At 73.4% G+C, this 13,886-nt stretch carries 9 protein-coding genes, 1 tRNA gene and 1 other RNA gene; 3 read left to right on the top strand and 8 right to left on the bottom strand.

Annotated features, from left to right (window positions below; all coding sequences use genetic code 11):
- Window positions 1–37: 37 nt before the first annotated feature.
- The 6 genes from H305_RS0134790 to ffs all read right to left on the bottom strand — a co-directional run bounded on the left by H305_RS0134790 (window position 38) and on the right by ffs (window position 9,491).
- The gene (locus H305_RS0134790; RefSeq protein ID WP_028804518.1) at window positions 38–937 is read right to left on the bottom strand and encodes a phosphoribosylaminoimidazolesuccinocarboxamide synthase; all 900 of its coding nucleotides are present in this window, start codon (window positions 935–937) and stop codon (window positions 38–40) included.
- Between the two features lie 110 nt (window positions 938–1,047).
- Complete coding sequence (locus H305_RS0134785; RefSeq protein WP_028804517.1) at window positions 1,048–2,583, bottom strand: N,N-dimethylformamidase beta subunit family domain-containing protein; 1,536 nt, start codon at window positions 2,581–2,583, stop codon at window positions 1,048–1,050.
- 643 nt (window positions 2,584–3,226) lie between these two features.
- Window positions 3,227–5,059 (bottom strand): membrane protein, encoded by a 1,833-nt coding sequence (locus H305_RS0134780; protein ID WP_037766281.1) that lies wholly within the window; start codon window positions 5,057–5,059, stop codon window positions 3,227–3,229.
- A gap of 378 nt (window positions 5,060–5,437) precedes the next feature.
- Window positions 5,438–6,691 carry a phosphoribosylamine--glycine ligase gene (gene purD, locus H305_RS0134775; RefSeq protein ID WP_028804515.1) on the bottom strand — a complete coding sequence of 418 codons (1,254 nt, stop codon included), beginning with the start codon at window positions 6,689–6,691 and terminating at the stop codon, window positions 5,438–5,440.
- 113 nt (window positions 6,692–6,804) lie between these two features.
- A complete protein-coding gene (locus H305_RS0134770) occupies window positions 6,805–9,093 on the bottom strand; it encodes a DNA polymerase III subunit gamma and tau (RefSeq protein WP_028804514.1) in 2,289 nt (762 codons plus the stop codon).
- Window positions 9,094–9,392: 299 nt separating this feature from the next.
- Window positions 9,393–9,491: signal recognition particle sRNA small type (ffs, locus tag H305_RS49835), an RNA gene on the bottom strand.
- A 71-nt stretch (window positions 9,492–9,562) separates the two neighbouring features.
- Here ffs and H305_RS0134765 point away from each other — a divergent pair.
- From H305_RS0134765 to H305_RS0134750, 3 genes are all read left to right on the top strand, one after another.
- Window positions 9,563–9,650, top strand: a tRNA-Ser gene (locus H305_RS0134765).
- 639 nt (window positions 9,651–10,289) lie between these two features.
- Window positions 10,290–10,568: a CopG family transcriptional regulator gene (locus tag H305_RS0134755; RefSeq protein WP_028804513.1), complete on the top strand. Its 279-nt coding sequence runs from the start codon at window positions 10,290–10,292 to the stop codon at window positions 10,566–10,568.
- Window positions 10,565–10,990 (top strand): PIN domain-containing protein, encoded by a 426-nt coding sequence (locus tag H305_RS0134750; protein ID WP_028804512.1) that lies wholly within the window; start codon window positions 10,565–10,567, stop codon window positions 10,988–10,990. The genes H305_RS0134755 and H305_RS0134750 overlap by 4 nt, the downstream gene beginning before the upstream one ends.
- A gap of 179 nt (window positions 10,991–11,169) precedes the next feature.
- On the opposite strand, the gene H305_RS0134745 is transcribed toward H305_RS0134750, so the two are convergent.
- Both H305_RS0134745 and H305_RS0134740 read right to left on the bottom strand, forming a co-directional pair.
- Complete coding sequence (locus tag H305_RS0134745) at window positions 11,170–11,505, bottom strand: hypothetical protein (RefSeq protein ID WP_158690634.1); 336 nt, start codon at window positions 11,503–11,505, stop codon at window positions 11,170–11,172.
- A 431-nt stretch (window positions 11,506–11,936) separates the two neighbouring features.
- Window positions 11,937–13,859: a copper resistance CopC family protein gene (locus tag H305_RS0134740; RefSeq protein ID WP_107440163.1), complete on the bottom strand. Its 1,923-nt coding sequence runs from the start codon at window positions 13,857–13,859 to the stop codon at window positions 11,937–11,939.
- Window positions 13,860–13,886: the final 27 nt, after the last annotated feature.

Raw genomic sequence — 13,886 nt, 5'->3', positions numbered from 1 at the left:
TCGTCGCCGGGCCCCACCGGGAGTCGCGCCGCGGGGGCTACGACCAGCTGGTGCCCGTCAGACGCTCGTACGCCTCGATGTACTTGACGCGGGTCGCCTCCACCACCTGCGGCGGCAGCGCGGGCGGCGGCTGCTCGCTCCTGCGGTCCCAGCCGGACTCCGCGGAGGTCAGCCAGTCGCGGACGAACTGCTTGTCGAAGGACGGCTGGGCGTGGCCCGGCTCCCACTGGTCGGCGGGCCAGAAGCGGGAGGAGTCCGGGGTCAGCACCTCGTCGGCCAGCACGAGCGTCTCCCCGTCGAAGCCGAACTCGAACTTGGTGTCCGCGAGGACGATGCCCCGCTCGCGGGCGATGTCGCGGGCACGGGCGTAGACGGCGAGGGTCGTCTGGCGCAGCTGGGCCGCCGTGTCGGCGCCCACCTGCCGGGCCACTTCCTCGTACGACACGTTCTCGTCGTGCTCACCGACCTCGGCCTTGGTGGCCGGGGTGAAGATCGGCGAGGGCAGCTCCGAGCCGTCGACGAGGCCTTCGGGGAGGGCGAGGCCGCACACGGTCCGGGACTCCTGGTACTCGGCGAGGCCGGAACCGGTGAGATAGCCGCGCGCGACGCACTCCACCGGGACCATCCGCAGCGACTTGCAGATCAGGGTCCGGCCCTCCCAGTCGGCGGGGGCGCCCGGCGGGAGCTCGGCACTGATCACGTGGTTGGGCGCCAGCTCGGCGAGCTGGTCGAACCACCACAGGGAGAGCTGGGTGAGGGTGCGGCCCTTGTCGGGGATCTCCGTGGGCAGCACCCAGTCGTAGGCGGAGATACGGTCGCTGGCGACCATCACGAGGTCGCCCGCCTCGTTCTGGTACAGGTCGCGCACCTTGCCGGTGTGCAGATGCACCAGACCCGGCACCTGAAGGGGCTCGGGCTTTTCGACGAATCCGGACACGGTTCCTCCCCGTGGTTCTGTCCAAGTGGCTCGATTCTCCCGTATGCCGGGAGCGGCTCCGGCCAGGGGGTGCCGGACGGCGCGCGACACGTCCGGCGTCCGGTGCTCGGTCAGTCGCGTTTGCAGATGCGGTCGAGGAGGTTGGCGGTGGCTCGCTGGATACGGGTGTCCACGTGCCCGGGACGGTCCAGCGCCGGGGACCACGCGAACGTCCCGGATGCGAAGACGAGGGCGCCGGACGGGGCCCGGTACAGGGAGGTCTCCTGGTGCCGGACCGTTCCCTCACTGTCCTCGTAAGGGGAGTGGGCGAGCAGAATCCGGCCCTGGTGCTCGGGGAGCGGGGTGCGCGGGAAGTACCGGTCGGCCTCGCCGGCGACCATGCCCTCCAGTTCGTCGCCCTCGTGCGCGCCGGTCGCCTCCCACAGCCAGTGGTCCGCGTTGCGGACGACGAGGGGGTGCGGCTCGGGGACCCGCCCCGCGTACTGGATGCCGATGATCTGCTGCTCCGGGCGGTCGATCTCCCGCCACAGGGCCGGCCTTCCGGGGCCGCGGCGCTTGCGGCAGGTCAACAGGCGGTCGGCGACTCCCGACGGGGAGGGCCCCAACTCCACCTGCCAGTACATGGTGTTGGCGGAGAGGAAGACGAGCGAGGTGCCGTGCTCTCGGGCGAGTTCCACGGTGCGGCGCATGTGCGCGGACCAGTACTCGTCGTGGCCCGGGAAGACCAGGCCGCGGTAGCGCGAGGGGTCGACACTGCCGGCGTGCAGGTCGCGGGCGTCGGCGTACGCGAGGTCGTAGCCGTAGCGCTCGGCCCAGCGGATGAAGTCGTAGGCGTGGCCGACGTGCAGGGGCAGGCCCGCGCCCGCGTACGGCCGGTCGAAGGAGACCGTCGTCGCGGCATCCGCCTCGCCGAGCAGCCGGCCGTCCTCGTCCCACGCGTGGTACAGGCTGGCGCCCGTGTGACCGTCCTCCGGGTACAGGTTGTACGCCTGCCAGGTGACGTCCGGGAGCAGGAGCAGCAGGTCCGCGGGGTGGTTGTCGCGGATGGTGAACGGCACGTGGGACCGATAGCCGTCGAGGGTGGTGAGCACGGCGACATAGGCACCGATGCTCCAGTACGACGGGATCTGGAGCCGCCAGGACAGCCACCAGTGGTGGCAGGAGACCGTGCGGTCGGCGGTGAGCGGCGGGGGCTGCACGATGCCGGACAGCCGCGGGCTGGTGGTGATCTTGCTGGCGCCGTCGCCTCCGTAGTGCCCGATCCGGTAGATGTCGACGCTGAATTCCTGGGGCGGGTCGACGGTGATGTGGAAGTCGATGGCCTCGCCGGGCGCCGCCGCGCCGGTGGAGGTGAAGCCCTTGATCTGGCGATGGACGTCGTCGGCGGAGCGGGGGCCGCCGGCCCGGGGGTGCGGGATGGCCCGCACGGCTCGTGCCTTGGCGTCCCGCCCGTCGCGCGGGTCGCGCACGAGGGTGGCGCCCTGGGCCGGGTCGATGTGGTCGATGTACCAGGGGACGACGTGACCGCTGTCGTCGAAGTAGTGCTCGTCGCCGCGGAGCCACGGAACGGGACCCTGGCCGAAAGGATCCGTCACGGCGTGCGCGAGCGCGCCCGACTCCCAGCGGCGAATCTGCTCCGACCCCATGCCTGCTCCCCTCCCTCGTGCCCCCGTCGTCTGTCTGCAAGCCCTTGCCCTGTGCGCGATCGGTCCCAGCACATCACATTACGCACGCACTCCGTCACCGTTCGTCGCGAATTGACGCGAGTGGAACCCCGGGATCCGCCCGTGCGTGGGGGCGCGGCCCTGTCCCGTCGCCGCGTTCCGGCCCGTCCGGGGCGCCACGACGAGGCCGCCCCGCCCGGACCGGGGGTGCGGGCCGAGCCGGCGGGAGCCGGGCGGACGAGGACACACGGGGCGAAAAATCGCCGACACCCGGCGCCGTCCCGGGCGAGCCCCGCACGGCGGACGGGACAGAACGGCCGGGGCCCGCTCGGGTCGGCGGGCACCGGCGCCCGGACGGGGCGACGGGCCGATGCCCGCCGGCAGGCACCGCCGGCCCCGGGAAGGCAGCCGCCATCGGGCCGGCGGCCACCACCGCAGCACATCAGGCAACCGGAGCCGTCGGGCCGGAAGGCGCCGCGGGGCCGAAAAGGCCCCGGCGAGCCGGAAGGTGCCGCAGGGCCGGAAAGGCCCCGGCGAGCCGGAAGCCGCAGGGCCGAAGGCCCCGTCGGGCCGGAAGAGCCCCGTCGGGGCGGAAGGCGCTGTCACGACGGCAGGCATCCTCGGGTCAGACGAGGCGTACCGGCTTCTCCGGCCGGACGCCGAGGTGCGAGAGCCACTCCCGCAGAGGGTCGGGATCCCCCGTCTCGACGAGGGTGCGGACACGCGGCCCGAGGTCGCCGGCCCGTTCGCCGCCGACGAGCAGGGAGGGCCCGTCCAGCCAGTCGAGCCCGGGCGCCGCCCCCACCGTGTCCATCGCGCAACAGCACACCATCGCCGTGACGTGGTCGGCCAGCAGTTCCCGGCCGGTCCTGGGCGGCTGGAGGGGGAAGAGGGGAAGCGTCCCGTCGTCCCACAGCGCCCGGTCGGGGTCCTGCTGCTCCGCGCCCCCGCCCGGTGCGGGCGCCGCGGCCGGGGCCGCCGTCTCCTCACGGGCGAGCTCCGCGGTGAGCCCGGCCGCCAGCGCGGCCGAGCGCTCGCTCCCGAGGCCGAGCTCGTCCTCGTCCATTCCCATCCCCGCGTACGCCGCCGGACCACCGACGGTGCCGTCATCGGCGTCCGGGCCTGCCGTGTGCCGGTCCTCCGGCGGCACGGAGAGGTGGTCCATCACCCTCGCCAGCGTCGGCCCCTCCGGGTCGGGTGCCGCCGGATCGGCCGACTGCCGGATGCCCAGTGCGTCCAGCACCCGGTGGAGGCGGGCCGCGTCGGTGCGCCATTTGCGGTCGACGACCTCGTCCGGATACTCCTGCCAGTCCACCGGCGCCCAGTCGGGACCCGGTTCGGCGGGGCCTCCGTGGAAGAGGCGGGCGGCGAGGAGGGAGGTCGCCTCGTCGATCGTGCCGGGCTCTTCGAGCAGGTCGCAGGCGGGGCGCTCGCCCAGACGGGAGGCGAATCCCTCGGCCAGGCGGTCGCGACGGGACAGTTCGGTGAGGGCCGCGACCACGCCGGCGTCCAGCCGGGACGGCCAGCGGCCCATCCTCCAGGCGGGCAGCGCGACGCGGGTCAGCAGCCGGTCCCAGCCCGCGTACGCCAGGCCCACCTGTTCCTGGGCGACGATCCGCAGGCCGTAGTCCACAGCCTGTGCACGCTCGGCGGCGGCGGCCGCCACTCCGCGCTCCATCTCGGCCGCGTGGCCGCGACAGCTGCGCAGCAGCAGACGGGTCACCCAGCCGACGCCCGCGCGGACCGTACGGGACAGGGATCCGCCGGTGGGTGCCGAGGTCACGGCCACCGCCGCGTCCAGGCCCCGTACGAACCGGCGCGCCGCGGCTATGTCGGGTTGTGCGGACGGGCCCGTCCCGGCGACCACCGGGGCGAGGACCGCGCGCAGCTCGCCCACCCGCATCCACCACAGGAAGGGGGAGCCGATGACGAGGACGGGGGCCGAGGGGGAGCGGCGGGACCGTGCGGACAGACCCCGTACGCCTTGGGTTCCGCGTATGCCGCGCAGGGCGTCCAGGCCGTCCCTGTCGTCCCGCTCCACGGGCGGCGGGCCGTGCGCCGGATGCGTACGGTCCTCCAGCCAGCTGTCGCAGTCGGGGGTGAGCGCTATCGCGGAGGGGGCCGGCACGTCGAGACGGTCGGCCAGGTCGCGGACCATGCGATACAGGTCCGGGGCGGATTCCTCGGCGATCGGGACCGTGGGGCTGACGGCGGGCCGGGACCGGGCGACGACGAGGGCGATGCCCGCGGCCGCGAGGAGGACGACGACGGCCAGGACCGTCACGACCCAGCGCGTGACGCCCCAGTGCCCGCCGACGATGTGGCCGGTGGAGCCGCCGACGAGCAGCACGACGGCGACGGCCGCGGGCAGCAGGGCGACGGCCAGCGCTCTGCTGCGGATGCGCAGCACGGCGAGAGCCCGGGAGCGCGCTGCCTGCGCGCCCACCTCCACACCCATACCGGTCACGACCGGACGTCACCCCCTACGTGTCCGTCCGGCACCGGCTGTCGCACAGCCCGTGCCGACGGATGTCCTGGCGTTGCTCACTCCCCCACTGTGGCACCCGCCACGGACATCGCAATGCCGGTGGGCCAAGTGCCGGAACGCTTTCGCCGCACCCTAGTTGGGGCCCCGGCCCCCGTCAGCCGGATAGAACATCGGTCACTCGATGGAATGGCTTTGGGGAAAGGTGAATGACAGTGGGCAATGATCAGGCCCCGGATTCCTTGCGGAGTCCGGGGCCCTGGGCCTCGCACGAGGGTGACGGTCCGCACGAGCGGAGCGCGACGCCCGGGCCCGCGGAGACGGCCCGGGACGACCGGAGACGACCGGAGGTCAGGCCTCCGCGGCGGCCTTCGCCGCGATGTCCGTACGGTGCTGCGAACCGTCGAGGCCGATCCGGGCGACCGCCGCGTAGGCGCGCGCACGGGCCTCGGTGAGGTCGGTTCCGGTCGCCGTGACGGACAGCACCCGGCCGCCCGCGCTGACCACGGCGTCGCCGTCGCGCTTCGTGCCGGCGTGCAGGACGTACGCGTGCGGGGCGTCCTGGGCGGCGACCTCGTCGAGTCCGGTGATCGGGTCGCCGGTGCGCGGGGTGTCCGGGTAGTTGTGCGAGGCCACGACCACGGTCACGGCCGCGTCGTCGCTCCACCGCAGGGGTGCCAGGTCGGCGAGGGTGCCGTCGGCCGCGGCACGCAGCACACCCGCGAGGGGGGTCTTCAGGCGGGCGAGGACCACCTGGGTCTCCGGGTCGCCGAAGCGGGCGTTGAACTCGATGACCCGGACGCCGCGGCCGGTGATCGCCAGACCGGCGTAGAGGAGGCCCGAGAAGGGCGTGCCACGGCGGCGGAGTTCGTCGACGGTCGGCTGGAGGACGGTCTGCACGACCTCCTCGACGAGCTTCGGATCCGCCCAGGGCAGCGGTGAGTACGCGCCCATGCCGCCGGTGTTCGGGCCCTCGTCGCCGTCCAGGGCGCGTTTGAAGTCCTGGGCGGGCTGGAGCGGGACGACCGTCTCGCCGTCCGTGATCGCGAACAGGGAGACCTCGGGGCCGTCGAGGAACTCCTCGATGACCACGCGGTCGCACGCGTTGGCGTGCGCGCGAGCCTGCTCCAGGTCGGCGGTCACGACGACGCCCTTGCCGGCCGCGAGCCCGTCGTCCTTCACGACGTAGGGGGCTCCGAAGGCGTCGAGCGCCTCCTCGACCTCCTCCGGCGTCGTGCACACGTAGGAGCGGGCGGTGGGCACGTCCGCCTCCGCCATCACGTCCTTGGCGAAGGCCTTGGAGCCCTCCAGCTGCGCGGCCTCCTTCGAGGGGCCGAAGCAGGGGATGCCCGCCTCGCGCACGGCGTCGGCGACACCCGCGACGAGCGGGGCCTCCGGACCCACCACCACCAGCTCGGCGCCGAGCTCCGTGGCCAGCGCGGCGACAGCGGCACCGTCGAGGGCGTCGACCGCGTGCAGCTGGGCGACCTCCGCGATGCCTGCGTTCCCGGGGGCGCAGTGCAGGGCGGTGACGTCGGGGTCGAGGGACAGGGAACGGCACAGGGCGTGTTCGCGGGCGCCGCTACCGATGACGAGGACCTTCACGGGGTCAGCCTAACCGCCGGGGACCGATGCCCTTGTGAGGGCTTCCGAAGCGAAGGGCCTCCGGCGTTGGTGGGATCCTCCAAAAAAGGGTGCCGACGCGGTGCGGACCACCGTCACTCGTTCGAGAACTCCTCCACCACTGTCGCCCCCAGTTCGCGGACGATCAGGTCGTGGCCGGAGAGGGCGGACTCGTCGAGGTCGGGGTCGTCGTCCTCGGGGATGTCGTCCTCGATGGAGACGTGGGGCGGCTCCGGGGCCGGAGGCGGCGTGGGAGCGGGAGCGGGGGCGGCGGCCGGAGCATGGCTCGCGGACGGGCCGCCCTGCGGGCCCGTGGTGCGCGGGGCCGGGGCGGAGGGCTGCTGGGCGGCCGGGCGCGGCGCGGCCGGAGCCCCGCCGTACCCGCCGCCACCGCCGAAGGCCGGGCTCGCGGGGGCCGACGGCGCCGATCCGCCCGAGGCGTCGACGATCGCCTCGATCTTCCACTGGATGTTGAACTGCTCGGACAGCGCCTGGCGCAGCACGTCCTCGCTGCCGCTGCTCGCGAAGTTGTCCCGCGCGCCCGCGTTCACGAAGCCGATCTGCAGGGTGGTGCCGTCGAAGCCGGTCACGGCGGCGTTCTGGCTGAGCAGGATCCAGGTGAAGCGGCGGCGGTTCTTCACCGCCTCCAGGATGTTCGGCCACAGCTGACGGGGGTCGATGCCGCCGGAGGCCGGGGCGGGGCCGGGTGCGGGTGCGGAGGCCCGGGCCTGCGCGGGGGACTCGGCGGCGGCCGGAGCCGACGGCGGCTGAGGCTGGCCGCCGCCCGCGGGGACCGGAGCCGACGGCGGCTGGGGCTGCCCGCCGCCCGCGGGGGCCGCCGTCGGCCACCCGCCGGGGCGCCGGCCGCTGCCGGCGGCCGTGGCGGCGGGCCAGGCGCCTGGGGCACCGCCCGAGGGAGCACTCGCGGCGGGCGCGGCGGCCGGAGGCTGCGACGGGGCGGCGGCGGGCGGGGCCGCCGGCGGGGCAGGAGGCGCGCTCGCCGCAGGAGCCGCAGGAGCCGGAGGAGTGGTGGGGGTGACGGTCTCGGGGGCCGGTGCGGCGCCCTGCGGGGTACCGGCGGGTCCCGCCCCGCGGACCGCGGCACGGGCCGCCGCCGGGCCGCCACCCTGGGGAACCGCGGCCGCGGGGGCGGCCGGTGCCGCCCCGTGCGCCTCGGGTCCGGGCACGTAGCCCATCGCGGGCACGCCCGCGCCGGCCGCGAGGCTCACACCGCGCTCGACGCGGTCCAGCCGGGCCATCACGGACCGCTCGTCCCCGTACGCGGCGGGCAGCAGCACGCGCGCGCAGATCAGTTCGAGCTGGAGGCGGGGCGAGGTGGCGCCGCGCATCTCCGTCAGTCCTTCGTTGACGAGGTCGGCCGCGCGGCTGAGTTCGGCGGCACCGAAGACACCGGCCTGGGCCTGCATGCGCTCCACGACGTCGACCGGGGCGTCGACGAGCCCCTTCTCGGCGGCGTCCGGCACGGCCGCGAGGATCACCAGGTCGCGCAACCGCTCCAGCAGGTCGGCGACGAACCGCCGCGGGTCGGCGCCTCCCTCGATGACGCGGTCCACGACCTCGAAGGCCGCCGCGCCGTCACCCGAGGCGAAGGCCTCGACCACCGAGTCGAGCAGCGACCCCTCCGTGTAACCGAGCAGGGAGGTCGCCATGGCGTACGTCACACCGGCGTCGCCCGCGCCCGCGAGCAGCTGGTCCATGACGGACATGGAGTCACGCACGGACCCCGCGCCGGCGCGCACGACCAGCGGGAGCACCCCGTCCTCGACGGGAATGCCCTCGCGTCCGCAGACCTCGCCGAGGTACTCGCGCAGGGTGCCCGGCGGCACCAGCCGGAACGGGTAGTGGTGGGTCCGCGACCGGATGGTCCCGATGACCTTCTCGGGCTCGGTGGTGGCGAAGATGAACTTGAGGTGCTCCGGCGGCTCCTCGACGACCTTCAGCAGCGCGTTGAAACCGGCCGACGTGACCATGTGGGCCTCATCGATGATGTAGATCTTGTACCGGCTGCTCGCGGGTCCGAAGAATGCCTTCTCCCGCAGGTCACGGGCGTCGTCCACACCACCGTGCGAGGCGGCGTCGATCTCGATGACGTCGATGGATCCCGGGCCGTTGCGTGCCAGGTCGCGGCAGGACTGGCACTCGCCGCACGGGGTCGGCGTGGGACCCTGCTCGCAATTGAGGCAGCGGGCGAGGATGCGCGCGCTGGTCGTCTTGCCGCACCCGCGCGGACCACTGAACAGGTACGCGTGGTTGACCCGGTTGTTCCGCAGCGCCTGCTGCAACGGGTCGGTGACATGCTCCTGCCCGATGACCTCGGCGAACGACTCCGGGCGATAGCGGCGGTACAGCGCGAGAGACGACACGCATACGAGGTTATAGGCGCCCACCGACAACGCGGACCGCCCCGAGCGCATCCCCGGGCCACAGGCCGGGACACCCGCCCGGACCCCGCACCGGGCGCGCGGCCTGCACCGGACAGCCGCCCGCCGGACAGCCGCCCCCGCCGGACAGCCGCCCCGCCGGACCGCCCTTACCGGACCGGCAGCATCCCGACCGCGCTCAGCCCGGCTCCGCAGCGGCCCCGCCGCGCCCAGCCCGGCCCGGCAGCGCCCCTGCCCGCCCCGCGGCCTCCCGCGGCGCACGCCGGGCCCGCCGCCCCGCAAACGCAAGCGCCCCCCACGCACCCGCCAGAGCCGACCTACCCTTGCTGCCTTCCGGCCCTGGGGGAGTTCAGTCAGATAGCGCCACGTGAGGGGCTCCGCACAGGGTACAGGATCCTGACCGGGGGAACGAGTTCGCGAGCACTCCTCAACGTCTTGTATTGTTTGCCGCGGAGGATTCGCCTAGAGGCCTAGGGCGCACGCTTGGAAAGCGTGTTGGGGGCAACCCCTCACGAGTTCGAATCTCGTATCCTCCGCCAGTGCCTCACCGGGCACGATGTCGAAGGGCCCCACCGTTCGCGGTGGGGCCCTTCGACGTTGTCCGTCTCAGTTTCCGTCTCAGTTGGCTTTTCCTTCGGTGCCGGTGTCGGCTCCGGGCAGCCCCCAGAGCGCTTCTCCGACGTGCTGGGCGACCTTGCGGAGCACGGTCCCGGTCACGTGACGGCGTCTGACCGATCAGGCGGATCCCGTCCAAGGTGACCTGGGGACCGCGGAGGGCATCCACGGTGACGCAGGTCGAGCCGAGGGTGTCGCCTTCGTAGGCGACTACGGCCATTCGAGGGGCCGGTCGCCGCGCTGCGCGGAACTCAACGCCTGACTGTCCATGTGGGCCAGACCTGCGCCAACTCCGGCGGGTTCACAGGTGAACCCCAGCCCCTTCATCGCGGCGACTGCTTCCTTCGAACTCACGCCGAAGCGCAGAGGGCCGACGCTTTCGAGCGGTATGCGACGCCACTGCGCTCGATCGGCTTCGGCCACCACGGCCCACGGATCCGACCACATGTGGAGCAGCTCCTTCGAACAGCACTCGCGGGTCGGCCCACGTGCGCCCGTCGTAGGGCAGCTTGTCGGAGCGACAGCACGGTAAGGGATGCGGTACCTGGAGTATGGTGGCTTGTATGGCGACCAGGAAAGTGACGGTGACCATCCCTGAGGATCTCCTTGACGAGATCCGCGCGGAGGCAGCTGAGCGGGGCCTGTCGGCGTATGTAGCCGAGGCACTGCGTTTCAAGCGTGACCGGGACCGGCTGCGGGAGCTCGTGGACTGGCTGCAGGAGGAACACGGTCCGGTCACCGACGACGAACACGCGGAGGCGTTGGAGGCGCTGGCGGACCTCGACGCCGAGCACGAGCGCCGCCACGCCACGGCCAAGCGCGACGCCGGAGAGGCCGCGTGAAGAAGCGGGCGGGTGAGCACGGGCAGTCGCGGCTGCGCGTCTTCGTGCTCGACTGCGAGGCCCTCTCCCTCGCCGTGCGCGGCGACCGGAAGATGATCGCCTGGCTGGACCTCGCGGCGCGGGGCGAGGCCGAGGTGGTCACCTCTCCGATGACGCTGGTCGAGGCATACGACGGCAGAACCACCGAGCAGCGCTGGGACTGGGTGCTCTCGCGCCTCAAGGTTCCCGAGATCGGGAAGGACGAGGCGCGTCAGGCCCGTCGGCTCCTGGCCGACGCGAAGCTGCACGGACACAAGTACGCCATCGACGCGGTGCTGGCCGTCATTGCCCGACAGCAGAAGGGACAGGTCACCGTCTTCACCTCGGACGTGGACGATCTGGAGCGTCTGGTCCCGGGGTCGATCGTCGTCAGGAAGGTATGACCCGCGGCAGACGGGCGACGAGGTGAGTCGACGTCGCCGCGGCGCGCACGCAGCACCCTCTCGTGTGACGTCATCGGCGTTGCCCGTCCCCTGCTGGGCTCGACGAAGGCGGCGGCCACGTCTTCCGTCCACGTCACGCTGTGAGGCCTCCGGAGGCTCGGCAGCACAGGCGCGACCAGTCAGCGGGGCCCGAATCCGCAATGGGTCCGGTGGACGTGGCGGTAGGCCGCGACAATGCCGGCGACATAGCCACGGTTGTACTCGGCGGACGCCCCGGGCTTACCGCTCCGCCCACGGGTGTCGCCGCGGATGCAGTCGCGGGCATATACCAGGCCGTCCCGGTATCCATCCTTGTAGCCCTGGTCGTACGGGCTGATTCTCGTCGAGCTGGGCTGCGCGACCGCCGTCGGAGCGGACTGTGTTGTGAGCGCCTGCGCGTTCGCCGACATCGGGAGCAGAAGTGCGGTGGCAGCCACCGGGGTTGCGAGGAGGACGCTCAGTCGCTTCGCATGCATGGCTTGCTCCTTGACCGGGAAACAGACGCCGGTCACAAGCCGTCACCGACTCAGCCGAGTCACCCGGTTCTCGTTGCTTGACTGGACCCATGCGGGGAGGACGGGCTTCGGCCCGTGGCGAGGTATCTGCCAGACCCGACAGTGCAGTTACGGCGCGCGGAGCCCTCGCTAACAGGCTAGGGCGGGTGATTCCAGGCCGCTACCCGAGAACGTCGCACGGGCGGACGGTGTGGCGCATTGGTCCTCACGAAGTGCCCCCAGTCTCGGGGGAGTTGCATCGATGTTCTCCCTGCCGGTGCCCGGCGGTCACGGGCGCGCGGGGCGTTCCCCCCGCACGGTGCAGCCGTTTCCGTCCGACGGCCGGCGAACGCCCGCCGTCGGAGCTCCTCGGCGTCGCCGTCCTGGTGAGGCGGGTCGCACCTTCGCGCGACTCAGCCGATCTTCACGGACTTCTCGACCGTGACCTGGTCGATGTCGGTGGTGCGCACGGTGACCTTCATCGTCCAGGTGCCGGCGATCGGGAGGGTGACGCCGTCGGTTCCCCAGTAGCCGCCCCTGTCGGTGAGTTCCGCGTCGATGGGGCCGACCTTCTGTGCGGCGAGGGTGAAGGTGAGGCGCAGCTCGGGGACGGTCGAGATGCCTCCGTCGGGGCCGAGGACGACGGCCTGCACCGTGTTCTCGCCCACCCCGGCGGGACTCATCTCGATCTGCACCTCGCCGTGCCCGCCCGGCGTACCGACGTCGAAGGGCACGAGGGTCGTGGACGACGTCGGGCGGTCCGCGGCGACGGTCGCGGCCGCCGTCTCCGTGGCCGCCCGGCCCGGCTGCGTGCCCGTCAGCACGGTCGTGACCACCAGGACGAGGACGGCGACGGTGACCTCGGCGAGGACCGAGCGCCGCAGTCCGCGGCGGTACACGGCCGCCCCGTCGCCGGCGCCGGTTCCGTCCGGCGCGTCCGGGGCGGTCGTGGTGTCCGTGAGGGGCGGGCCGCCGACCGGCTCCGGCACCCGGGCGGCCGGGACCGTGGCCTTCGCCCCGGCGGACACGCGCTGCCCGGCCGTCGTCTCCTGGCCGGCCGCGATCGTCCACCGTCGTGTCCACCGCCGCGAGTACGCCGCTCCCGCCAGCAGGAGCAGGACCGCGCACAGCTTCACGACGAGGAGCCGGCCGTACGACGTCGACGTCAGGGCGTCCCAGGAGCCGAGGCCGCGCCACGACTGGTAGAGGCCGGTCGCGGCGAGGACGGCGACCGAGGCGAGGGCGAGCCGGGAGAAGCGGGCGACGACCGTCCGGGGGAGGTGCTCGGCGGGCCGGTGGAGCGCGAGGAGCAGAGCGGTCAGTCCGCCGAGCCACACGGCCATGGCGAGCAGGTGCAGCACGGAGGACAGCATCGCCGCGGGCACCTGGATGCCTGCGGACGCGTGCTCGGCGACGGCCCAGGTGACGGCGAGGCCGAGGGTGAGCAGTCCGCCGAGGACGACGACGGCCCGTTCCCGTCCGGGCGCGGATCCCGGCGCGGGACGCCGTGCGCCGTCCGTCCCCGCGTCCCCGGCATCACCGGTGTCCGGGGCGTCCGCCGCGGCCCCGCGCAGGACCGCGCGGACGGGGAGGAAGGCCACCGCGCCGAGCAGCACCAGCCGGACCACCAGTGCCGCACCGGGCCGGCCGGTGAGCGTCGCACGCAGCACGTCCGGGTCGAAGGCGGCGGCCGGGCCGGTGCCGCGTTCGTACGGGCCGCGCAGCAGGAGCAGCGCCAGCGTGGCCGTCAGCAGGGTCCACCACCCGGTCAGCAGCAGGCGCCGTACGTCGCCCGGGTAACCGCAGGCCAGCGTGAAGGCCGTCGCACCGATGAGCAGGGCCAGGCCGGTGTACGCGGCGTAGCGGGCGATGTCGTAGAGGGTCTTGGACGCGGGGTTCTCGGTGGCCGGCAGCGCGGCGGCGGTCTCGGAGGGTTTGCCGACGGAGAAGGTGAAGGCACCGGAGACGGGGTGGCTGTCGGCGGAGACCACCCGCCAGACCACGGTGAACGTGCCGGTGCCCAGGCCGCGCGGCAGCGTCACCCGGGCGGTGTCGGACCGTCCGTCCGCGTGCCCGGTCCTGCCCGTGTGCAGCCGCCGGTTGTCGGGGCTGAGCACGCGGAAGGAGTCGTCGAGCAGACCGACGGACTCGCTGAACGTCAGGGTCAGCTGACGGGGTGCTGTCTTCAGGACGCTGCCGTCCCGTGGGTCGGTGCCGGTCAGCGCGGCGTGCGCGGACGCGCCGCCCACGCCGCCGAAGAGGACCAGCAACAGGACGCCGCCCAGCAGCGCCAGGCCCCGGACGAGGTACCGCCGTCGGTCTCGCTGTCCGCTCACACGCCGTCTCCGTATCCGCGTTCACAG

The sequence above is a fragment of the Streptomyces sp. 142MFCol3.1 genome, assembly GCF_000424945.1.
Taxonomy (GTDB): Bacteria; Actinomycetota; Actinomycetes; order Streptomycetales; family Streptomycetaceae; genus Streptomyces; species Streptomyces siamensis.
This window is presented reverse-complemented; position numbering and strand designations above follow the sequence as displayed.